Below are 22478 nucleotides of genomic sequence, written 5' to 3'. Positions count from 1 at the left end.
AATGCCCAAAACAACCGTTCAGTATGTTTGTCAATCATGCGGTGCTTCCTTTCGTCAGTGGATGGGACGATGCTCGACCTGTCAGGAATGGGATTCGCTTCAAGAGGAATCGATTCTTCCAAAGGCCTTTGATTTGAAGGGGCTTTCAAAGGCGACTCATTCTATCCCGGTACGCTTTCCAGATCTTTCTCATGAGGAGGTAGACCGACACCCTTCCGGATGGTTTGAATTAGATCGAGTGCTGGGGGGTGGAATTGTTCCGGGCTCTTTGGTATTGATTGGAGGAGAACCAGGAATCGGTAAATCGACGTTGCTTCTGCAAGTTGCCGAAACTTATACGGGAAAAGGGCATTCTGTTTTATATGTTTCTGCGGAAGAATCGCTCTCTCAATTAAAGCAACGTGGAAAAAGATTAGGTGTTTCGTCCAAAGAGCTTTTTTTCTGGGCCGAGGGAGACTTGTCTCGTTTAGAAATGATTATCGAAGAACTTTCTCCCGGGCTGATTCTGGTTGATTCCATTCAAATGGTCTATCATCCAGAATTAGAATCCTCTCCTGGAAGCTTAATTCAAGTGAGAGGATGTTCTATTCGCTTGATGGAGATTGCAAAGAAGAGTTCTATTCCCATTTTTCTTGTGGGACATGTCACCAAAGAAGGTTCCTTGGCAGGTCCGAAAATTTTGGAACATTTGGTGGATACGGTCCTTTATTTTGAAGGTGAAAAAGCCCTTCATTATCGAATTTTAAGAACGATCAAGAATCGGTTTGGGACTGTGGATGAGGTCGGTATTTTTAGAATGGGTGAGGAAGGATTGGAAGAAGTAGAAAATCCCTCTGAACTTTTCCTTGAAGAAAAACCTCCAGGAATGAGTGGTTCTGTGATTGTCAGTTCTCTTGAAGGAACGCGTCCTCTTTTTCTTGAGGTTCAAGCACTTGTGTGCGAAACAAAAAATAGTTTTCCCAATCGGCGAAGTTCTGGAATCGATTTGAATCGGCTTTCTCTTATTCTGGCTGTTTTGGAAAAAAGAGCTCGTGTGGGGGTTGATCGAGCCGATGTTTTTGTGAATGTTGCAGGAGGAATGAAGATCAATGAGCCTGCGATTGATTTAGGATTGGCGATGGCCATTGCTTCTGCTGCTTACGGAAAAGCAATCGAAGATGGAGTGGTATGGATAGGAGAAATTGGTTTAGGGGGAGAGATCCGTTATGTTCAAGGTTTAGAGCGGCGGATCACAGAGGCCCGAAATCTTGGGTTTAAGCGTTGTATGATTCCTTACCATCCTAAGAAAAATATTTCTTTGGATGGGATAGAGCTTTGTCCCATCAGAACGCTTCAGGAAGGTTTGGAGAGGGTTTTCCCCTGATGAAAATTTCTGCGATCATTGTTGCAGCCGGAAAAGGGGAGAGGTTCGGGGGGAATATCCCAAAGGCGTTTTTCCCATTGAATCGGAAACCTCTTTTGGCTTATGTCCTTGAGGCCTTTAATCAAGTTTCGGATATCGTAGAAATCATTGTGACCCTCCGCTCTAGCCTTATGGGTGAGTTCTGGGAAAAACAAATGGGAAAATTTTCTCTTGTGAAACCCATAAAACTTGTTCAGGGAGGAGAAACAAGATCAGACTCTGTATGGAATGCTCTTCAAAAAGTGGATAGAGAAAGTGAGATCGTTCTCATTCATGACGCGGCACGACCCTTCGTGACCCTTCAGTTAATTTCTGATGTGATTGAAGGAGCACTCAAGTGGGGAGCCTCGATTCCAGGGCTTCGAGTGAAACCCACAATAAAAGAAGTAAATCCAAAGGGATTTATTGTCAAAACGCATGACCGTGAAAAACTTTTTGAGGCTCAGACCCCTCAAGGATTTAGGGTGGACTTATTGAAGGAGGCTTTTAAAAAAGCAAGTTCCACAAGATCCATTGCAACAGACGAAGCATTTTTGATTGAGAGCCAAGGAGGGCGTGTTAAAGTAGTCGAGGGAGATGAGAAAAATATTAAAATTACAACACCCGCAGATTTAGAATGGGCAGAATGGATCATGCATCGTTCGTCCTCCTAAATTTTAAATTTTTTTGAGGAAAATATATGAAAACGATTGATAAAAATCAAAGGGGAAAAGACTCACGACTCAAGACTCACGACTCACCCCGAATCGGTTTTGGCCTAGACATTCATCCTTTTAAAACGGGCAGGCCTCTTGTTTTAGGAGGTGTCAATGTTCCTTGTCAAAAAGGTCTTCAAGGACATTCCGATGCAGATGTTTTGGTGCATGCGGTGATGGACGCCCTTTTAGGGTCTGCAGGTCTTGGCGATATTGGAATTCACTTTCCTGGGGGAGATCCAAAATATAAAAACATCTCAAGTCTTCTTCTTTTAAAAAAGGTGGAAGTTTTAATTAAGAAAAAAGGCTTCTCCATTCAGAATATTGATTCTACCCTCACCATTGAAGAGCCTAAAATTTCACATTTGATTCCTAACATGAGAAAAAAAATTTCCTCGATTCTTTCTCTTTCTCCGGATCAAGTAAATATTAAAGCAACCCGTGCAGAAGGGCTTGGCTTTGTGGGTCGTGTAGAGGGGGTTTGCGCTTATGCGGTGTGCCTACTTTGCTGAGAAGACAGACAACAGACAACAGAAGACAGATGACTGGTGACCAAGTTTACGCAGCCTTTTTAATAATTTTTACATCTGCGGACTTCAGCAATTCTTCAAGCTCGTATAAAATGGGATCAATTAATTTTTCATCTCGCACGTCGATCCTGGTCAAAGTAAGAGCTTCATCGTACCCATAAAAAAGCCCCGATTGTATCTCGACTGTGAACATACTTGGGCTTTCATAGAGCTCGATCACTAAAGTTCTCTTTTCTTTTTCTTCATAGAGACGTATGAGCATATGATTTCCTCGTTCCCACATTCATCATATCACATTTCTTAATTGAAATAGGGATATTCTGTTTATTTAATGTAGTTTAACTACCTTTCTCCCAATTAGTTATAGTCTTAATGGGTCTGACGTCGATTCTGTTATCACTAGTACATTTTTGTTATTATTTCTCTTTAAAAGTGTACATGAGTGCCTTCATAGATAAAGACACCTTAGAAGGAGAGAAGGTAAAAAATAAAAGAATCAATTTTAGATTAGATTAATGACACTACCGTGCTTTTATGATCAATTTTGGTTTTAGGGTTCAAGCTGATGGGTCATTTTTTCATAGTCGTTTACATTTTTGATGAAGCAGTTTCAAGTCCAAAATTATTTTGGTATAAGCTCTGTATTTCGTTTAGCTCTTCAGGGGTGAGGGGCTTAACTTCAGGGGTTTTTACAAATTCTTCTAATTGCTCCAAAGAATAGATATTCGAAAAGACAGAGGTGATAGAAGGCTCTGTCAAAATAAACTGAATGGCCATTTGGCCCAAGGTCCGATTTTTACCTTCAGTCAGAAATTTCAATTGCTCAACTTTTTTAAGTCCGTCATCCAACCATCTCTTTTTTCTCTCATCGGTGGATACACGATGGGAACGGTGGTCGTTTTCAGAGAAGGTTGTTTCCTGGGTATATTGGCCTTCTAAAAGCCCAGAAGAATGAGGAACTCGAACGAGGATGCTGGAATTTTCTTTTCGTGCCGAGGGAAAGACCCCTATTCCCAACATTTGTTCTAAAAGATTGTAAATAATTTGAACCGCATTTACTTTTCGTTTCTGAATGGAATAAACGCTTTCCTCTATTTGGCGCTCAGCGATAGCTGGGCCGAGAGCAACACCAAAGGAACGAATTTTTCCTTCTTTTTTAAGGGCTATAAGAGTTTCAAAAATATCATCTCTCTTTAACGTATCGATTCTGGGATTATGAAGTTGATAAAGATCGATGACATCGGTCTGGAGCCGTTTGAGACTTTCTTCACAGGCATAGCGAATATATGGAGGGTCCCATTTTTGAGAGAGTTCTTCATGACCTCGACGTGTTGGATTAGGGGTATATATATCATATCCAAATTTTGAAGCAATGACGATTTCTGACCTTTTTTCCTTGAGGGCCTTGGCTAGAATGGTTTCGCCATAGCCATTTCCATAGGTGTCCGCTGTATCAAAAAAATTGACACCCAAGTGAAAGGCTTTTTGAAGAAGTTCAATCCCAACAGATTCTTCTTTAATACCCCACCAAGTCGTTCCAACGGTCCAAACTCCAAACCCGATTTCAGAAACCTTTAAATTTGTATTTGCAAGCATGCGATATTTCATTGTAGGGTAAGACTAGGGTTTTCTTGAATTTGAGTCAAGGGGAAAGAACCCAAGAGAAAGTTATGAATTTAAAATTAGGTAAATGTTAATCGGCTAAATGGAAGCGAATGGTATCCTAATTTTATCAATGGTATATTAAACCCTAAGGGTTTGCCGTGGCGTTTAATGTATAAGCAGGGGACCTATAACACTAGACGTGACCCGTTCTTTCAGATATGTGCCAATTTGGGCATAAGGGTTGATAAAAGAGGTATTGAAGTGAAACCCGCACAAAAATTTGATCGACAATTTTCAGAAGTCGTAAGAATGATCCGCGAAGCTCGGTATCATGCCATAAAAAGCGTGAATGCCGAGCTTGTAAAACTTTATTGGAGCATTGGTGAATACATCAGCAGGAAGATGGCCTGTGCTGAATGGGGCGACGCGGTTGTGGACGGTCTTGCAGAATATATCCAGACAAAGCATCCGGATTTTAAAGGGTTTACCCGTCGCGGATTGTACCGAATGCGTCAGTTTTACGAGACCTATCGGGATGATGCAATTGTGTCAACACTGTTGACACAAATCAGCTGGTCCAGCCATTTACACATTCTTTCCAAAACCAAAGACGATGAGGTGGCCGAGTATGCCTTAAGCCGCAATCTCTCACCCGCGCTCGTTGCGGAATACAAGACAAAACTTATTCCCAAGCAAATTCTTCGTAAAAAACTCCACGAATACTTTTTGCTGGCCGGTCCTGAGAAGGAGAAAACCTCCCGAGAAGGCGGCCATGTGGCTGGTAAAGCCCACGCGGCGATCAAAAAACAGATGGGGAAAAGTGTGATTACGGGTATGAGGCCTCATCAGCTTCCGGAAAAAATGGTAAAAAGACCAATTCGGAAAAGGAAGGCCATTTTATAATTCAAGTTCGTGTATGAACATTACCAGGACGCGCAAAGTTTGGCGTGTGCTTGAACGTTGATTAAGAGACCCCAATGTCCCAAGTTAAAACAGTTTTAAAAAGTCATTTTGGTTTTGATGAATTTCGTCTGGATCAGGAAAGAATCATATCTGCGGTACTTCAAAAAAAAGATGTGGTTGCCCTGATGCCCACGGGTGGCGGGAAATCTCTTTGTTTCCAGATCCCAACACTTATTTTTCCAGGTCTTACGGTTGTGATTTCTCCGCTTATTGCTCTCATGAGGGATCAGGTGAGTGCCCTGAAGCTGAACGGTATTCCAGCGGCTTTCTTAAACTCGACTTTGACTTGGAGTGAAGAATCAAAAGTTCTCTCTGCGGTTCGAGAGAAAAAGCTCAAACTTCTTTATTTGGCGCCGGAGCGATTTTTTGCGAGGGAGTTTCAATTTTTGGAATTTTTACAATCCATTGAGGTTTCTCTTTTTGCCGTCGATGAAGCCCATTGTATTTCACAATGGGGACACGATTTTCGTCCGGAATATTTAAGGCTCTCTGTTTTGAAACACACTTTTCCGGCTGTGCCGGTGATCGCCCTGACTGCTACAGCGGATGTTTTGACAAGGCAGGATATTTTAGAAAAGCTCAATTTAAATCAGCCCAAAGTTTTTATTTCGAGTTTTGACAGAAAAAATATTCATTATTTTGTTGAGGGTAAACAGGACGCCCGTCAAAAATTGTTAGAGTATCTAAATAAACACCGTTCAGATTCAGGCATTATCTATGCTTTGTCGCGTCAATCCGTTGAGGATTTAGCCCTAGAACTTGAAAAAAAGGGTTTTTTGGTAAAACCTTATCATGCGGGGCTGAGTAAAGACATTCGCGATGCAAATCAAGATTTGTTTATCCAGGACAAAATTAAAATCATTGTCGCTACCATTGCGTTTGGAATGGGGATTGATAAATCAAACGTCCGATATGTCATTCACATGGACATGCCCAAAAATATTGAGAGCTATTATCAGGAAACAGGCCGTGCGGGTCGTGATGGGCTTAAGAGCGATGCGATTCTTTTTTATAGCCCAGGCGATGTGATGAAATTGAAAAGTTTTGCTCAGATTGAGGGAAATTCAAGACAAACGGAAATTCTTACGCAAAAATTAAATCAAATGGCTCGGTTTTGTGAATTGCGTACTTCCTGCCGGCGAAAGTATCTCCTTAATTATCTGGGTGAGAGTCATCCTGGAAATTGTGCTTCATGCGATGCATGCCTCACCCAATATGAAAAGATCGATGGGACTAATAATGCCCAAAAGGCTTTAGCTGCCGTCACTCGGCTGCGCGGGAGTTACGGCCTTAACTATGTGATTGATTTTTTGCGGGGTTCAAAGTCTGTCAAAATGAAAGAGCCGCATAAAAAAATGGAGGGGTACGCAAGCGGGGCCTTGCTTTCAAAAGAAGAATGGCGAAGTTTGCTTCATGAAATGATCGAAATGGGGTATCTCGCTCAGGAAGGCGAATATCCAACGCTTAAACTGACTCCAAAAAGTGCGTCAGTGATGAGGAATGAGGAAAAAGTGATGCTGATCAAATTTGTCTCTCGTCAAAGTGTCTCCGAGTCTGAAACTCCGCATGAAACCGGCCTTTTTAATATTCTAAAAGCCTTGCGCTTGGATCTTGCTCGGAAAGCGAATGTTCCCGCTTATCTTGTCTTTTCAGATGCAACGCTCATCGAGCTTTCTACTTATTTACCCAGTAGCGTAGATGAATTAAAGTTGATTTCGGGTTTCGGCGAAGTAAAACTCAAGCAGTATGGAGCCATTTTTTTGGAAGTGATTCAGTCCTATTGCCACGAACATCATTTGGCTTCTCGTATTCATGAGAAGAAGGGTAAGGAAACTTTTGCCAAAAAAAGCAATGCTTCTGCCGGTCCGTCCCTAACCAAGCAAGAAACTTTGCGTTTGTTTAAGAGCGGAAAACCGATTCAAGCGATTGCTGTGGAAAGGTCCTTAAGCCCCTCGACCATTGAAGGTCATTTGGCAGATTTTGTTTTGGATGGAACGCTTAAGGTTGAACAGTTGGTCTTGCCTGAAAAAATTGCCCTCATTACGAATGCTGCCGAACGGATCGGAGGAGAATGGCTTGCACCTATAAAATCTGATCTGGGAGAACGTGCTTCTTATGGAGAAATTAGAGTTGTCCTCAATCATTTGAAATGGGTTAAGTTGAATTAATTTAAGGGATCCAAATTTAATGGGCCGATTAGGATATTCCCTTAGACAAAATAAATAACTATTTTGGAGATTTTATGCTTTTCATTATCAAAATTCTTGTGTCGAGCGTGATTATTGCGTTTACCTCTTGGCTTGCAGGGAAAAGGCCCGTCCTTGCGGGGTTCATTATTGCTCTTCCCCTTACTTCGATGATCGGCCTCTTTTTTTCTTATGCGGAATTTCGCAACATGGAAAAGATTAATCAATTTGCTTCTTCTATTTTTGTGGCTGTCCCTCTTTCACTGGTTTTTTTTTACCCTTTTTATTGAATCGTTGGCTCAAGATGAATTTTTTCATTTCATTTGCCTTGGGTGTTTTATTGGTGGGATTGGCTTATGGATTGTATGCCTATTTATCGAAGATGAGGTATTTGTAGCAGGTTTCAAAAATCCACATGCAAATTTCTTGAGTTTACCTTATGATATGGGGCTTATGAATACAAACTCGATTCGTGTTCGATTTGCTCCCAGTCCGACGGGGGAGCTCCATTTGGGGAATACTTAAAGGCAAATGCTGAAAATCCAATTGAGGGATTAAAAATGGAAAAGGTTATTCAAGAGTTTGCTTCTGAGCTGAAACGCAAGCTAGGATCTTGTGTGAAGCAGGTGGTTTTATTTGGGTCTCGGGCACGGGGTGATTTTCGTGAAGGTTCCGATTATGATGTCTTGGTGGTGGTGGATCACAAGACTCCAGAACTTCGTTCAAGCATTCTCGATATTGAAGGTGAACTGCTAGATCGTTATGATGCTTTTTTTGCTTCAGTCCTTCGAAGCGAGGAGGAGTGGCAGAGTACCCAAGGATTTCCTTTGGCTATCAACATTGCAAGGGAGGGTGTTGTTTTGTGAAGGCCGAAATAAAATCGATGTTGATTCAGGCGCATGAGAAGATTCGTGCGGCTAGAATTTTGCTGGAAGGTGGTGCTTGGGGTGATGCTGCATCGCGTGCATATTATGCTGCTTTTCATGCAGTGAGTGCTGTGCTGTTGTCAGGTGGTGAAACGTATTCGAGCCATGCCCAGGTCATCGGAGCTTTTAATAAGAATTTTGTTCATGCAGGTGTTTTTCCTCCGGAATTTACAAAATTACTTACTCGTCTCTTTGAAGATCGTCAAAGCGGTGACTATGATTTTTTGCCTGCTTCCATGGAAGATGATGCTCGTCAAGATGTTACGGATGCTGAAATATTTGTAGAAACGATAGAAAAATTTTTATCTTCTGTGATTATAAATCAGGAAAAAGTTCGTGTTCGATTTGCCCCCAGTCCGACAGGGGAGCTCCATTTGGGGAATGCCAGAACAGCTATTTTTAATTGGCTTTTTGCCCGAAAAATGAGAGGGACTTTTATTTTGAGAATTGAAGATACGGATCAAGAGCGATCAAAGGCTGAATATACTCAACTGCTCATGAAAGATTTGCGCTGGTTGGGGTTGGATTGGGATGAGGGCCCGGAGGTTGGAGGGAGCTATGGCCCTTATTTACAATCCGAGCGGTTGGAAATTTATAAGGCTCATGCCAAACGTTTAGAAGAGAAGGGACTTATCTATTCCTGCTACTGTTCGCAGGAAGAGCTTGAAGCTCGTCGGCTGGATGCGCAAGCGAAGGGTATTCCTCCTCGTTATGATAATCGATGCCGATTTTTGACTGAGGAAGAGAAGAAAAATTATGAGCGTGAAGGCCGAAAGTCTGTTGTACGTTTTAAGGTAGAACCCCAGAAGGTTAAAATTCAGGATTTAGTTCGGGGTGAGGTCATTTTTGATACGGCTCTTTTTGGGGATTTTGTCATTTTTAAATCAGACGGGTTTCCAACTTTTCATTTTGCTGTGGCGGTGGATGATGGTCTCATGAAAGTGAGTCATGTGATTCGGGGTGAAGATCATTTGTCGAATACCCCTCGACATATTCTTCTTTTTCAAGCGATGGGTTTTGACGTTCCTCAGTTTGCCCATCTTTCAATGATTATGGGACCCGATGGAACACGTCTCTCAAAGCGGCATGGGGCGACCTCTGTAGGTTTTTATAATCAGGAGGGATTTTTGCCAGAGGCTCTTTTAAATTACTTAACTCTCTTGGGTTGGTCCAGTGGAGATGATCAGGAAATTTTTTCGCTTGAAGAATTGGTTCAAAAATTTTCGATTGAAAGGATTGTGAAGTCCAGTGCAATTTTTAATCCCCAGAAGTTGCATTGGGTGGGATCTCAGCATCTGAGAAAAATTTCAGTTAAAGATGTATCACATCATTTGCAAAAATTTTTCCCTGAAATTTTAAAAAATATTTCTCTTGATACAATTTATGGCAAGGTTGAATTGTTGAGAGAACGTACAGGAACTCTTCAAGAGTTAATGAAAGAGCTGGAAGTTTTTCTGAATCCCCCTTCTCTTGAGGCAGAGGTTATTAAGAATGCGTTATCCTCAGAAGCAGCAGGGAAAATTCTTAAAGGGATTTTGGACGCTTTAGAAAAGGACTGGACCGAAGAGGCTTTCCCTGTAAAATCCCTTTCTCTTTGTCAGAAAGCACTCGAAGTGTCAGGTCAGGAATTTTATCCTCTTTTTCGTCTGGTTTTAACAGGTCATCCTCATGGGCCTGAGTTAAAGGATGTGTGCCCGGTGATGGGGAAGGATGAAGTGATAAGAAGACTTAGAAAGGCTCTAACGAGAGTGGAAGAGATATCAAAAATCAGTCATGAAAATAGAAAAAATGTACAATAATGTTCTTTATTTTTATCCACTTGGCTGGACTGAAAGTTCATGATGACAAAAATCAAAATGACAAATCAAAAATCAAAATTTTTTGCACGCAATGACTTGGGTGCATTTTAAATTTTAATATGTCATTTTGGTTTTTGATTTTTGACTTAGGAGTTTAAAATATGTCCCTTAAAATTTACAATACCTTAACGCGTGAGAAAGGGCTTTTTACTCCATTGGAGCCTGGGAAGGTGAAAATGTATGTTTGCGGCGTTACAGTTTATGATTCCTGCCACATGGGTCATGCCCGTGCTGCGGTCGTCTTTGATGTCATTTATCGATTTTTAAAGGCCTTAGGTTTTGAAGTCAATTATGTGCGTAATTTTACGGATATTGATGACAAAATTATTAAACGAAGTCATGAATTAGAATTAGATTATAAGACTTTAACTCAAAAATATATTGAAGAATATTCTGAAGAGATGGGCATGCTGAATATATTAAAACCCACCTCTCAACCTTTGGCGACAGGGCATATTCAAGAGATGATTGAAATGATTGATGGCTTAATCAAGAAAAACTATGCCTATCAAGTGGGAGGGGATGTCTATTTTGAGGTTACGAAATTTCTTTCTTATGGAAAACTTTCTCGTAGAACTTTAGAAGAGATGCGCTCAGGTTTTAGAATTAATCCTGACGAGAAAAAGAATCATCCAGAAGATTTTGCACTTTGGAAGGCAGCAAAACCCGAAGAACCTTTCTGGGAGAGTCCTTGGGGAAAGGGCCGTCCCGGATGGCATATTGAGTGTTCCGCCATGAGTGTGAAGCATCTCGGGGCCAGTTTTGATATTCATGGAGGGGGAAGTGATCTTATTTTCCCTCATCATGAAAATGAAATTGCCCAGTCAGAGGCTTCTACGGGAAGATCCTTTGCTCGCTATTGGATTCATAATGAAATGATCATGATTGATAAGACGAAGATGAGTAAATCATTGGGAAATGTTTTCATCCTGAGAGAACTTTTGAAGACCCATCCAGCACGGGTCATTCGCTTTTTTTTGCTTTCAAAACATTACCGCACCCCGATGGATTTTTCTTTTGAATCTCTCAATGAGGCAAGGCAGGCCCTTGAGAGAATTGAATCTACGATTTCAAGGGTTGAGGAAAAATTAAAGGGGCAAGTTAAGGCTTCGAAAGAATCTCCCGGGGTAGAAAAATGGGTTTCGCTATTTCGTGAAGCCATGGAAGATGATTTTAATACGCCCAAGGCCCTGGGCGTTCTTTTTAGAGTTTTGGCCCAAATTAATCAAAGTTTAGATCGGGGAGCTGAAGTGAAATCGACCTCTGAGGATTATCAAGCGATTACGATGATGGTCGATCTTTTAGGTTTAAAGATTGATACAGGTCGGTTCCAAAAAATTTGTTCAGAGATTCCTTTTGAAGAAGGTCGGGTCAATGAATTATTGGCTCAATCTCTTTTGAAACAAGAGGAAGTTGAATATTTGGTAAAGGCCCGTGAGAATGCAAGGCATCAGAAACTTTGGAAGTTGGCGGACGAGATTCGTCTGGGTCTTCGAGAACGCGGGTTAGAAATTCAGGATGAGAAGGATGGAGTGAAAATTATTGGGAGTCAGGGTCCAGGGATTAAGGGATAAGAGGATTGATATCGCAATACTGGAGTATATCGCGTGAAAGGGAAGAAGGGATTTTTAATCACCATTGAAGGGCCTGAGGGGAGTGGTAAGACAACCTTATCAAAGGAACTTCATCGTCTCTTGAAAAAAAAGGGACATCCTGTTTTTCTCACGCATGAGCCAGGGGCTAGCTCACTCGGAAAAGAGCTGAGAAAAATTTTACTTCATTCATCTCAGGAGGGAAAAGTAAGCCCTTTAGCAGAACTTTTCCTTTTTGAGGCTGATCGAGCTCAGCATGTTGAAGAGGTCATTTTACCTTTGTTTAATCAAGGTAAAATTGTTTTGTGCTGCCGATTCTATGATTCTACGACGGCTTATCAGGGTTATGGACGTGGTTTTGATTTTAAAATGGTTCAACAATTAAATCAAATTGCGGCAAGAGGACTGACGCCTGATCTTACTTTGTTGCTGGATATTTCTCCTCGCAAGGGATTGCCTCGAGTATGGAAGGCTCGGGGGCATCAAGATCGGATTGAATCAGAGAAAATCGTTTTTCATGATCGCTTGAGGCGGGGGTTTTTAGATTTGGCAAAGAAGAATCCGAGACGATTTCGTGTCATTGATGCAAGCCAAGGTTTTGGAGAGGTTAGGAAAGAGGCGATGGGTTATCTTGAAACTTTATTAAAGAGTAAGTGATTATTTTAACTGTCGCCCGTTACCTGTCTCTGGTCTCCAGTGACCGGTGACCGGCGACCGGAGACAGGTGACGGGTGACTACGTTAAAGCAGGCTATTTTGAATCACCGGGTAGCTCATGCTTATCTTTTTTACGGTTCTGATCTGGAGACTCAGATAGATTGTGCGAGCTGGATGGCACGGGCCCTTCAGTGTCTTTACTTTACTGAGAACGGTCCTTGCAATACCTGTTCAGCGTGCCAGAAAATTTCCAAAAAGATTCATCCTGATGTGCAATTTTGGGTTCCTCAAGGGGCCCTTCGGGTGATACGGATCGAGGATGTAAAACAGTTGCAGAAAGAGGCTTCTTATAAGCCTTTTGAAGGAAGGGTTAAAGTTCAGGTGATTCAAGAGTCGGACCGCCTTCATCCCACTGCAGCCAATGCACTCTTGAAAATTTTAGAGGAACCGCCTGATAAAACTTTTTTTATTTTGCTGACGGAAGAGCTTGAGGATGTTCTTCCCACGCTTCAGTCCAGATGTCAAGGGGTGAGAATGGAAGGGGTGAAAGGGAATTTTCCTCGTGAAATGCTTCAGGGATGTGATGGAGATGAAGGTCTTTTTGAAGTGTTGAGGGAATTTTCTAAAAGTAATCCTGAAAAAGCTCTAAGTCTTGTTGAACAAGAAAAATGGAAGGGCCTAAAGTTACTGATTCAATCTTTGAAACATGCGATGGAAGGTTCATGGATTACCCTTTTTGCTCAAGTAGAGGAGATGGTTCATAGAATAGAAGATGGATTGGAAGCAATAGAGACGAAGTGGGATGAAGAAAAAATTGAAACAGATGATTCCTCATTAAAAAAGAAATTGGAAGAAGAAAAAAAGACGTTTTTAGCGGGAGAAAAGACTCGATCGATCAAAGAAATGTTGCGATTTATCCTGGTTTGGGCAAGGGTTTATTTGGAAAAGAAAAAGAATTTGGTTCTTTTCCCTGAATGGGTCAAGGCTGTGGAAGAGGCCCGTCTTCTTCTTGAACGGGGTGCAAATTTGAAATGGGTTCTTGAGGCAATGATCATTAAGCTTAAGAAGGGGTGAAGGCCTGTGATAAAGATGGATGGTGAATAGCCCACATAGATAAAGATAAAAAGATAGTCGACAGTCCACAGTCGACGGTCGATAGAAAAAACACCTTTTGTGAGCCTTGGACAATGGAGTGTGGTCTCGGGACTGTTTTGAAGGGGAATCTGATGCAAGTTCGTTTAAGAGAGTTTGGAAAAGTTTTATCCACCGATTCATCTGATCAAAAATTAAATTTTGGAGATATCTGTATTGTAAAAATCGATTATGAGATAGATTATGGAAAGATTGTTTCAAACAAGAAAGCATTATCAGAAGAGGGTTCTTTTCAAGGTGTCGTGAAGATCCTTCGTAAGGCGACATCAAGCGATCTTGAGCAGATTGAACAAAATCGCCGGCAGTCAAAATCAGCTGTAGAGACATGTCGAGAAAAAGTAGATCAGCATCGGCTACCCATGCGCATTTTTGGATGTGAGTTTAGTTTTGATCGGCAAAAAATTATTTTTTACTTTACGGCAGCTGGAAGGGTTGATTTTAGAAATTTAGTTCGAGATCTGGCCTCTGTTTTTAAAGCCAGGATTGATCTTCATCAATTAGGCCCTCGGGATGAGGCAAAAATGATCGGTGGAATTGCACCTTGTGGCAAGACAGAAGTTTGTTGTACTCAATTCATGGGTCGTTTCGAAACGATTACGACCCGGATGGCCAAAATTCAAAGGTTGCCGGTTCGTCAGGAAAAGCTTTTGGGTTTATGTGGCCAATTAAAGTGTTGTCTCAAATTTGAATTAGATACTTACGAAGAGTTGTCAAAGTCTTTTCCTGAAGAAGGGACCCGTGTATCGACAAAGTTAGGCCGAGGCCGTATTATGGATCAGGATATTCTTCGACAGAGGGTGATCATGCGTTTGGAAGACGATCGGCAAGTTAGTTTATCTTTAGATGAAATAACGGTTCTTAAATGAATGAAACCTCTGAAAAAGGCCCATCTGACAACGTTTCCCGCTGCGCTTCTTTGTGCGGCGTACGACAAAAGTACGCCTCCGCAGTCGCTTGCAGGCGCTCTTCGCTCTGGACCTTTTTGAGAGGTTTCTGACCATAAAAATTTTTTGGGAATAACAATAGATTTTATGAAAAATAATAGTAAAAATTATTTTATTACGACGGCCATTGATTATGTCAATGCCCTTCCGCATTTGGGGACGGCCTATGAGAAAATTGGAGCTGACGTCATGGCCCGTTTTAAGCGACTTCAGGGGAGAGAAGTGTTTTTTCTCATGGGAGTTGATGAGCATAGCCTCAATGTCGAGAAAGAAGCTCGGAAAAGAAATCTTTCTCCTCAGGATTATTGTGATGAGCTGGCTCAAAAATTTGAAGAGGTCTGGAAGATTTTAAATATTTCCTACAATCGTTTTATCCGAACGAGCTCTCCCAGTCATGTCAGGTCCGTTCAGCATGTTTTTCAGGCTATTTTTCAAAAAGGGGATATTTATCTTGGGAATTATGAAGGGTGGTATTGCAATTCCTGTGAAGCTTTTTTGAAAGATAAAGATCTGGTTGAAGGTCTTTGCCCAACGCATCGATTAAAACCGGAGTGGATTAGCGAAAAAAATTACTTTTTTGCGCTTTCCCGCTATGAAGAAGGCTTAAAGCGTCTTTTACAAAATTCTGCAAGTTTTATTCTTCCCAAAATTCGTCATCATGAAATTTTGAATGTGATAGAAGGGGGTTTAGAGGATATCAGTGTGTCTCGTTCGGGAGTCTCTTGGGGAATTCCCTTACCCTTTGATCACAACCAAGCTGTTTACGTGTGGTTTGATGCACTGCTCAATTATATTTCAGCAATGGGGTACCCTGAGGATTTGGATCGTTTTAAAGAATGGTGGCCTGCTCAAGTTCATGTCATTGGAAAAGATATTACAAGGTTTCACTGTGTTATTTGGCCTGCCATGCTGATGAGTTTAGGTCTAGAGATTCCTCAAACCGTTTTTGGGCATGGCTTTGTCTATTTAAAGGGGGAGAAAATGAGTAAGACAACGGGGACGTTGATTGGACCGGTTGAGGCAGCTCAGAAATTTGGAACAGATGCTTTGCGTTATTTCTTAATGAGAGAAATCCCTTTTGATCGGGATGGGGATTTCTCTTGGGAGGCTTTTGAGACCCGATATGCGGCTGATTTAGCAAATGATTTGGGTAATTTAATTCAGCGAACGCTTTCAATGATCCAACGCTATTTTCAGGGGAAAATTCCAAAATCGGGTTCGTTGGAGGAAATAGACAAGAGCGTGATTGAATTCTCGCGTGAAACTTATCGTGAATACAATGAGGCGATGGAATCTTTTCGTTTCAGTGATGCCTTGGTGAAGGTCTGGACCTATATTCAAAAATGCAATGGCTATATCGGACAAACGGCTCCCTGGGCTCTTGCAAAGGATCCCAATCAATTAGGTCGACTGGGAACGGTTCTTTTTATCGTTGCTGAAAGCATTGCCCAAATTTCTCTTCTGATTGAACCTTTTATGCCAGACACCGCTTTGAAAATTCGTAAACAATTGGGCGTAGAGAATTTTGGTTTTAAAAATTTATTGTCGCTTGAACAGTGGGGACAATTAAAGGCAGGAATAGAGTTAGGGAGGGTGGAACCTCTTTTTCCCAGAGAAGAGAAAAAAATAATTTCAAATCTCAAATTTGAAATCTGAAATTCGTTCTCAAATCTCAAATTTGAAATCTGAAATCCGTTCTCAAATCTCAAATTTGAAATCTGAAATCCGTAGTATATGATTGATACTCATGTCCATTTAAATGATCCGGCCTTTGATGAAGATCGAGCGCTTGTGATTGAAAGGGCAAGGGGTTCAAAAGTAGAAGTGATGCTGGATGTCTCTGAAGATTTGGCGTCGGCTAAAAAATCAATAGACCTTTTTTCTAAACATTCAGATATTTGGTCTGCTGTAGGGCTTCATCCTCATCGTGCCTGTATTTTGGGAGAGAGTGAAATTCATTCTTTTCAAAAAATTCTTCACCATGAGCGTGTGGTTGCAGTAGGAGAAATAGGGTTGGATTATTATTATGATCATCAACCTCGAGAGATACAGAAAAAAGCTTTTGCTCAGATGTTAGCGCTCGCTCGTGAAGGGGATTTTCCAGTTTTAATTCATCATCGAGAGGCTGAACAGGATTTAATCAATCTTTTAAATTCTTTTAAAGGGATTAAAGGTTTGATTCATTGTTTTACGGCGAGTTTGGATCTTGCAAAGGTTGTTTTGGATTTGGGATTTTACATTTCTTTTTCAGGTATTGTAACTTTCAAAAAAGCGGAGCCTCTTCGAGAAGTGATTCGTCACGTTCCCATGGATCGCATTTTAATTGAAACCGATGCTCCGTTTTTAGCTCCGGAACCGATGCGTGGAAAGAGGAATGAACCTTCATTTATTCAGTATACGGCCCAGGAAATAGCACGTATTAAGAATATCAAAATCGATGAGTTTGAAAGGGCAGTTTCTAAAAATGTAGGGAAACTTTTTGAAAAAATTAAAAGTTAAAAATAAAGAATTAAAGGCTACAAAAAATGAATTATTTTTTAGGGATAGACATGGGAGGAACCAATCTTCGCTTCGGCTTAGTTGATGAAGAAGGAAAACTGAAGTGGTCCAGTCGCTTTCCGACTGAAGCTGGTTCTCCTAAAGAAGAAATTTTTGGTGTCATGAAAAAGGGGATTGATCAAGGTCTTCAAGAGGCCAAGGTAAAGTCTTATCGGGTTAAAGCAATCGGTGTCGGAGTTCCTGGCTGTGTTGATTTTAAAACCGGTTTAATTTATACATTGGTTAATATTCCCGGTTGGGAAAATACTCCCCTCGCTTCAAAAATCAAAGAAGTATTTAATCTCCCTGTTTTTGTCGATAATGACGTCAATGTGATGGCCTTGGGGGAACTTTTTTTTGGGGCGGCTCGTGGGGCAAGGAATGTGATTTGCATAACTTTAGGGACAGGGGTGGGCGGAGGTGTAATTGTTGAGGGAAATCTTTATCGAGGTTCAAGCATGACCGCAGGAGAAGTGGGTCATATTGTGCTTGAGAAGGATGGAGCTCAATGTAATTGTGGAAACAGAGGGTGTCTAGAGCGTTATATTGGAAATCGTTATTTGGTTGAAAGGGCCCTCGCATTATATGCCGAAAATGCTGGAGTTAAAATACCCGAACCCCTTTCTCCAGAGTCTTTGACTCAAGCTGCTCGAAACGGGGATCAGGTTGCAAAAGCAGTTTGGAAAGAGATGGCGAATTATCTTGGCATTGTTTTGGGTGGGTTGGTCAATTTTTTTAATCCAGACCGAATCGTCATTGGGGGAGGGGTTGCTGAGGCAGGCGAATTTTTGTTTGGGCCATTGGAAAAGGGTTTAAAGGAACGAAGTATGAAAATTCCGGGCAATCTTGTCCAACTTAAGAAAGCGGAATTAGGAGTTAATGCTGGATTAATTGGTGCGGCGACGTTGGCGATGGGAAGTAAGAACAGTTTAAAGTTTAAGGTTTAAGGTTCAAGGTTCAGGGAAGAACTCAAGCGCGTAATCTTTGAACATTAAACTTTTAACTTTGAACTATTTTAAAAAAGGAGGTTTTATGAAATTCTTTTTAGATACGGCAGATGTGAAAGAGATTCGAGAGGGTTGGAAAATGGGGGTTGTGGATGGAGTGACCACCAATCCAAGTTTGGTGGCCAAAACAGGGAGAAAATTTCGCGAAATTTTAGAAGAGATTTGCTCTTTTCTCGAAGGCCCGGTGAGTGCAGAAGTGGTGAGCCTAGATCAAGAGGGCATGGTTCGGGAAGGGCGTGAGCTGGCAAAGATCCATAAGAACATTGTTGTTAAAATTCCCCTTCTTAAAGAAGGACTAAAAGCCGTGAGGGTTTTGACGGCTGAAAATATCCGGACGAATGTTACTTTATGCTTTTCTGCAAATCAGGCCTTACTTGCGGCCAAGGCGGGAGCCAGTTTCATCAGTCCTTTTATTGGGAGGCTGGATGACCAAGGGCAGGAGGGCATGCAAGTCATTCGCGATATCAAAACAATTTATTCAAATTATCATTTTAAAACAGAAATTTTGGTGGCGAGTATCCGTCATCCCATTCATGTTTTAGAAGCTGCTAAGATTGGTGCAGATGTCGCTACCATGCCCTTAGATGTTTTGGACAAATTGGTCAAACACCCCTTAACAGATATTGGACTGAAAAAGTTCCTGGATGACTGGAGTAAAACAGTAAATAGTAAGTAGTAAGTAGAAAGCAGCAAGCAGGAAAAAAGAGAGAGGTCTTCAGTGAAAATTTTAGTTACTGGTGGAGCGGGTTTTATTGGTTCTCATCTCATCGGGGAACTTTTGGCGAAGCGGCATTCGATTGTCGCTATTGATAACTTTGACCCCTTTTATGACATCCATCTTAAAAAAGAAAATATTAAACTTTATCAAAACGAATCTCGATTTAAATTTTTAGAAATAGATATTCGAAATCGCAAAATGCTTTCAAATGTTTTTGCTTCTCATCGATTCGATGTTTGTATTCATTTGGCGGCCAAGGCTGGAGTTAGGCCTTCCATACAAGACCCTGTCAGTTATTACTCTACGAATGTCGATGGAACTCTAAACCTTTTGGAAGAAGCTCGACTTCACAAACTGGATCATTTTATTTTTGGATCTTCTTCATCTGTTTATGGAAAAAGAAATCAGATTCCCTTTACAGAAACGGATGCGCTCCTATCTCCTATTTCTCCCTATGCCGCAACCAAAATTGCAGGGGAATCCTTGTGCCATGTTTATCACGAGCTCTACGGGATTCGGATGACGCTGCTTCGATTCTTTACCGTTTACGGGCCTCGTCAGCGTCCTGAAATGGCTATCCACAAATTTACGCGTATGGTTGATCAGGGCGATACCTTGACCCTTTATGGGGATGGCTCTTCCATTCGCGACTATACCTACGTCACCGACATTGTTCAGGGAATGACCGCCGCACTGAAAGGCGAGTGGGGTTATGAAATTTTTAACTTAGGGGATTCTAAAACAGTTCCGTTAAATCATCTCATCTATCTGATCGAAAAAAATCTTGGGAAAAAGGCAAAAATAAAAAAGATGAAAGACCAAGCAGGCGATGTTCCAATGACTTTTGCCAATATTGCAAAAGCAAATCATTCTCTAAATTATCTTCCGAAAATAAATATTGAGGAAGGCATCAAAAATTTTTGCCAATGGTTTCTAGAAAGAAAGAGTTTAAGAACAAGGCTCAAGAAAAACCATTGATCCCTTTTTTTGTTTCATGATAGCATACGCCTTCAAACTTTGAACTTTGAACCTTGAACTTTAAACTTTAAACTTTGAACTGTTTTTTTGGGGGCGCTCATGAAGTTTTTGAATCCAAGGCCAATAAGACTGTCCACATCCATCCTTCTCCCCCTCTCAACACTATTAATCACAATCACAACAGAAGATGGCAAAGATGAAGATGGGGACGTTGGTAGGAAATTAGGTTAATTTGAAAGTTCAAAAAATCGTATGACCAATAAAAAAATTTTCGCGCTTTTTCTTTGCTCTTTTCAGCTCTTTTGGAGACTGGCTATCGAAGAGCCAGCTCAAGCTGAGCCAATGGGCCAGCTTCTTGAAGCCAAGACCTTGGAGGTCATTGTTGCGGGCGGAGCGCGACCCGCTTTGTCCGTGACGGAAGGTAGGTGGCCTCTAACCTCGAGCTAGATTACGTATATAAACTTAACTTAATTACTGTAAAATCAGAGAAGGTGATAAACAATGTTAAATAATCATTTGAAATTTAAATTTTTCCTATTTTTTCTTTTCTTTCAATTTATATCCTACCGGGCCCTTGGGGAAGATCTTCCGGTTCAGGTGAATGCAGATGCTATTGACTATGATCGTGAACAAGGGATTATTACAGGGACTGGACATGTGACGGTTGTCTACCAGGATACCACGCTTCTTGCCGATAAAGGGTTTGTAAATCCCAAGACGAAAGAGGCTGATGCCCAGGGAAATGTTCAAATCATCCAGAAGAAACGGCGTATCATTGGGGATTCTCTCCATTATAATTTTGACACGGGTAAAGGGGAATTTGTTAATGCAAAAACCTTTTATCAACCTTGGTATGCAAAAGGCGATAAGGTTATCCGAGAATCTAAAGAAAAGTATGAAATTCAGAAAGGATATATTACAACTTGTGATTATCCTGATCCTCATTATCGGTTGCGGGCTCAAAAAATTCTCGTTTATCCTGGCAAAAAGATTGTTGCGTATAATGTTTTTTTCTTTGTCGGAAGAGTACCTGTTTTTTGGCTTCCTTATTATTCTCATTCCCTTCAGAAATCTCCATGGTCTTTTATTCCAGGCTATTCTAAGAGGTGGGGATTATTTTTCCTTTCAAGCTTCAACTGGCTTGACACAAAATATGTCAATAGTCAGGTTCGCTTAGACTACCGGGCCCGCAGGGGTTTTGGGGTAGGATTGGATGGTGAGTATCGAATCAAAGGGGGAGGGGGTGGAACCCTCAAGAATTATTATATTCATGACAACAAGCGTGAATTTTCCGATGGAAGTGAAGGGGAAGATGATCGTTACCGTCTTTCACTGGTCCATTATCAACCCTGGAAATATCAAACAACGATTCGAGGCCAATTTCACAAGTTGAGTGATGAAGATATTCTCCTTGATTTTTTTCATCGGGACTCTGACTACGCCGTAAAACCCGCAACCTTTTTTGATATGACCAAATATGATCCAAAGTATACGGCTCGATTGTATGTTCAAGGGAGGGTGAATGATTTTTTTGAGGAAGTGGAGCGCTATCCTGAAGTCTCTCTGGAGTTTCGACGACAGAGAATCATGAAAACACCTTTTTATTATACGTCCTTAAGTTCTTTTGCAAATTTGTCTAAGAAGTTTGCCGAGAAACCGGATACGTTATCGGAATCTTCCACAACGGATACCAGCGTTGTTTCCAATTCTCAAGATGCCATGCGTTTTGATACCTATGATGAGATTTCTTATCCCAAAAAATATTTGGGATGGCTTGAAACCAACACTTGGTTTGGGGTGCGTCAAACTTGGTACAGTCGGGATCTTAATCAGTCCGATTCTCTTTGGAGAGGTTCCTTTTCTGATGGGGTTGAGGTAGGCACCAAAATATATAAACTTTTTCCCTATCAAAATTCAAAGTGGCAAATCGATGATTTGCGTCATGTCATTGAACCTCGGGTCAAGTATTCCTATGTTTTGGATCCAACAGTTGATCCCAGTGAGTTAATTCAATTTGATCAAATCGATGCCTTGACCGGTCAAAATACCATTCGCCCCTCCCTTCGCAATAAACTTCAAACTCGAAGAGATAATATGAGTTGGGATCTCATTGATTTTTTGGTCTACACCGATTTTTTTGTGGATCCGGACCCGGAGCAGAACACCTTTTCAAATATATTCGGCGATTTAGAATTGAGACCTCTTCATAATTTCAGTCTAGATTCAAATATAAGTTATGACGAATATAAGGGTCTGGTTTCTAGTTTTAATGTAGATATTGCAACCTTTCGTGAAGGAAAATGGCGGGTTGCGACGGGGGTTCGTTTTCTAGATCATCAGAGTACATTATGGACCTGGGGGGTTGATTACACGATTAATTCGGATTGGGGTGTTAAAACCTATAATCGTTGGGAGTTTGAGACCCGTACATTAGAGGATCAAGAATACACCATTTATCGTAACCTTCATTGTTGGCAAAGCGCTTTTACTTTTAGAAAGACCGGTGATGATGTTCAGTTTTGGATGACTTTTTGGCTGACCTCTTATCCAGATATTCATTTTAATGTAGGGGATTGAGAAACAGTTTAAAGTTTAAAGTTCAGTGCGCCAAGCAAGCCAACAAAAGCAAGCCGAAATAAGGAGCCTGAGTAAAGGCTAACCACCGACTCAGAACTGAACTCTGCACTTGGAGAGGCAACGAACCGAGTGAAGCCAGAGGGAAGGAGA

Annotated in this window: 21 protein-coding genes; 19 read left to right on the top strand and 2 right to left on the bottom strand. The window is 41.2% G+C overall.

Translation table 11 applies throughout. The features are described 5' to 3' along the window. Position 1 precedes the first annotated feature (1 nt). The 3 genes from radA to HYS07_09985 are packed head-to-tail and all read left to right on the top strand — an operon-like array spanning position 2 to position 2609. Positions 2–1363: a DNA repair protein RadA gene (gene radA, locus HYS07_09995; protein ID MBI1871512.1), complete on the top strand. Its 1362-nt coding sequence runs from the start codon at positions 2–4 to the stop codon at positions 1361–1363. After that, complete coding sequence (gene ispD, locus HYS07_09990) at positions 1363–2055, top strand: 2-C-methyl-D-erythritol 4-phosphate cytidylyltransferase (GenBank protein ID MBI1871511.1); 693 nt, start codon at positions 1363–1365, stop codon at positions 2053–2055. Before radA ends, ispD begins: the two co-directional genes overlap by 1 nt. 26 nt (positions 2056–2081) lie before the next feature. Further along, the gene (locus tag HYS07_09985; GenBank protein ID MBI1871510.1) at positions 2082–2609 is read left to right on the top strand and encodes a 2-C-methyl-D-erythritol 2,4-cyclodiphosphate synthase; all 528 of its coding nucleotides are present in this window, start codon (positions 2082–2084) and stop codon (positions 2607–2609) included. A 46-nt stretch (positions 2610–2655) separates the two neighbouring features. Here the strand turns inward: HYS07_09985 and HYS07_09980 are convergent, their stop codons facing one another. Next, entirely contained in the window at positions 2656–2889 is a 234-nt protein-coding gene (locus tag HYS07_09980) for a hypothetical protein (protein ID MBI1871509.1), read from the bottom strand. Positions 2890–3215: 326 nt separating this feature from the next. Next, positions 3216–4235: an aldo/keto reductase gene (locus tag HYS07_09975; GenBank protein MBI1871508.1), complete on the bottom strand. Its 1020-nt coding sequence runs from the start codon at positions 4233–4235 to the stop codon at positions 3216–3218. Positions 4236–4493: 258 nt separating this feature from the next. Between HYS07_09975 and HYS07_09970 the strand changes: the two genes are divergently transcribed. The 16 genes from HYS07_09970 to HYS07_09895 all read left to right on the top strand — a co-directional run bounded on the left by HYS07_09970 (position 4494) and on the right by HYS07_09895 (position 22328). Next, entirely contained in the window at positions 4494–5135 is a 642-nt protein-coding gene (locus HYS07_09970; protein MBI1871507.1) for a hypothetical protein, read from the top strand. Positions 5136–5209: 74 nt separating this feature from the next. After that, on the top strand, positions 5210–7363 hold the full coding sequence (gene recQ / locus HYS07_09965; protein MBI1871506.1) for a DNA helicase RecQ: 2154 nt from the start codon (positions 5210–5212) through the stop codon (positions 7361–7363). Between the two features lie 74 nt (positions 7364–7437). Then, complete coding sequence (locus HYS07_09960) at positions 7438–7671, top strand: hypothetical protein (protein ID MBI1871505.1); 234 nt, start codon at positions 7438–7440, stop codon at positions 7669–7671. A 270-nt stretch (positions 7672–7941) separates the two neighbouring features. Beyond that, positions 7942–8247, top strand: a complete 306-nt coding sequence (locus HYS07_09955; protein ID MBI1871504.1) for a nucleotidyltransferase domain-containing protein — start codon at positions 7942–7944, stop codon at positions 8245–8247. After that, on the top strand, positions 8244–10106 hold the full coding sequence (locus tag HYS07_09950; GenBank protein ID MBI1871503.1) for a glutamate--tRNA ligase: 1863 nt from the start codon (positions 8244–8246) through the stop codon (positions 10104–10106). Before HYS07_09955 ends, HYS07_09950 begins: the two co-directional genes overlap by 4 nt. A 161-nt stretch (positions 10107–10267) precedes the next feature. After that, positions 10268–11740, top strand: coding sequence for a cysteine--tRNA ligase (locus HYS07_09945; GenBank protein ID MBI1871502.1), 1473 nt, complete (start codon positions 10268–10270; stop codon positions 11738–11740). A 33-nt stretch (positions 11741–11773) separates the two neighbouring features. Then, on the top strand, positions 11774–12415 hold the full coding sequence (locus tag HYS07_09940; protein ID MBI1871501.1) for a dTMP kinase: 642 nt from the start codon (positions 11774–11776) through the stop codon (positions 12413–12415). A gap of 74 nt (positions 12416–12489) precedes the next feature. Then, positions 12490–13488 carry a DNA polymerase III subunit gene (locus tag HYS07_09935; protein MBI1871500.1) on the top strand — a complete coding sequence of 333 codons (999 nt, stop codon included), beginning with the start codon at positions 12490–12492 and terminating at the stop codon, positions 13486–13488. 152 nt (positions 13489–13640) lie between these two features. After that, positions 13641–14432, top strand: a complete 792-nt coding sequence (locus HYS07_09930; protein ID MBI1871499.1) for a stage 0 sporulation protein — start codon at positions 13641–13643, stop codon at positions 14430–14432. Between the two features lie 165 nt (positions 14433–14597). Beyond that, on the top strand, positions 14598–16166 hold the full coding sequence (metG, locus tag HYS07_09925) for a methionine--tRNA ligase (protein MBI1871498.1): 1569 nt from the start codon (positions 14598–14600) through the stop codon (positions 16164–16166). Between the two features lie 78 nt (positions 16167–16244). Beyond that, the gene (locus tag HYS07_09920) at positions 16245–17009 is read left to right on the top strand and encodes a TatD family hydrolase (protein ID MBI1871497.1); all 765 of its coding nucleotides are present in this window, start codon (positions 16245–16247) and stop codon (positions 17007–17009) included. Between the two features lie 26 nt (positions 17010–17035). Then, positions 17036–17995 (top strand): ROK family protein, encoded by a 960-nt coding sequence (locus HYS07_09915; protein ID MBI1871496.1) that lies wholly within the window; start codon positions 17036–17038, stop codon positions 17993–17995. A gap of 85 nt (positions 17996–18080) precedes the next feature. Beyond that, complete coding sequence (gene fsa, locus HYS07_09910; protein MBI1871495.1) at positions 18081–18731, top strand: fructose-6-phosphate aldolase; 651 nt, start codon at positions 18081–18083, stop codon at positions 18729–18731. A gap of 42 nt (positions 18732–18773) precedes the next feature. Further along, positions 18774–19751 carry a GDP-mannose 4,6-dehydratase gene (locus tag HYS07_09905; protein MBI1871494.1) on the top strand — a complete coding sequence of 326 codons (978 nt, stop codon included), beginning with the start codon at positions 18774–18776 and terminating at the stop codon, positions 19749–19751. Positions 19752–20003: 252 nt separating this feature from the next. Continuing rightward, entirely contained in the window at positions 20004–20198 is a 195-nt protein-coding gene (locus HYS07_09900; protein MBI1871493.1) for a hypothetical protein, read from the top strand. A gap of 54 nt (positions 20199–20252) precedes the next feature. Further along, positions 20253–22328 (top strand): LPS-assembly protein LptD, encoded by a 2076-nt coding sequence (locus HYS07_09895; protein ID MBI1871492.1) that lies wholly within the window; start codon positions 20253–20255, stop codon positions 22326–22328. The last annotated feature ends 150 nt before the right edge of the window (positions 22329–22478 follow it).

The sequence above is a fragment of the Chlamydiota bacterium genome (assembly GCA_016178055.1).
In the GTDB taxonomy this organism is placed as follows: domain Bacteria; phylum Auribacterota; class JACPWU01; order JACPWU01; family JACPWU01; genus JACOUC01.
Note: the sequence above shows the minus strand (reverse complement) of the source record. Positions and strands in the feature narration are given on the sequence as shown.

Coding starts and splice junctions, on each gene's coding strand:
- radA (MBI1871512.1), top strand. CDS start 2: ATGCCCAAAACAACCGTTCAGTATGTTTGTCAATCATGCGGTGCTTCC.
- ispD (MBI1871511.1), top strand. CDS start 1,363: ATGAAAATTTCTGCGATCATTGTTGCAGCCGGAAAAGGGGAGAGGTTC.
- HYS07_09985 (MBI1871510.1), top strand. CDS start 2,082: ATGAAAACGATTGATAAAAATCAAAGGGGAAAAGACTCACGACTCAAG.
- HYS07_09980 (MBI1871509.1), bottom strand. CDS start 2,889: ATGCTCATACGTCTCTATGAAGAAAAAGAAAAGAGAACTTTAGTGATC.
- HYS07_09975 (MBI1871508.1), bottom strand. CDS start 4,235: ATGAAATATCGCATGCTTGCAAATACAAATTTAAAGGTTTCTGAAATC.
- recQ (MBI1871506.1), top strand. CDS start 5,210: ATGTCCCAAGTTAAAACAGTTTTAAAAAGTCATTTTGGTTTTGATGAA.
- HYS07_09960 (MBI1871505.1), top strand. CDS start 7,438: ATGCTTTTCATTATCAAAATTCTTGTGTCGAGCGTGATTATTGCGTTT.
- HYS07_09955 (MBI1871504.1), top strand. CDS start 7,942: ATGGAAAAGGTTATTCAAGAGTTTGCTTCTGAGCTGAAACGCAAGCTA.
- HYS07_09945 (MBI1871502.1), top strand. CDS start 10,268: ATGTCCCTTAAAATTTACAATACCTTAACGCGTGAGAAAGGGCTTTTT.
- HYS07_09930 (MBI1871499.1), top strand. CDS start 13,641: ATGCAAGTTCGTTTAAGAGAGTTTGGAAAAGTTTTATCCACCGATTCA.
- metG (MBI1871498.1), top strand. CDS start 14,598: ATGAAAAATAATAGTAAAAATTATTTTATTACGACGGCCATTGATTAT.
- HYS07_09920 (MBI1871497.1), top strand. CDS start 16,245: ATGATTGATACTCATGTCCATTTAAATGATCCGGCCTTTGATGAAGAT.
- HYS07_09915 (MBI1871496.1), top strand. CDS start 17,036: ATGAATTATTTTTTAGGGATAGACATGGGAGGAACCAATCTTCGCTTC.
- fsa (MBI1871495.1), top strand. CDS start 18,081: ATGAAATTCTTTTTAGATACGGCAGATGTGAAAGAGATTCGAGAGGGT.
- HYS07_09900 (MBI1871493.1), top strand. CDS start 20,004: ATGACCAATAAAAAAATTTTCGCGCTTTTTCTTTGCTCTTTTCAGCTC.
- HYS07_09895 (MBI1871492.1), top strand. CDS start 20,253: ATGTTAAATAATCATTTGAAATTTAAATTTTTCCTATTTTTTCTTTTC.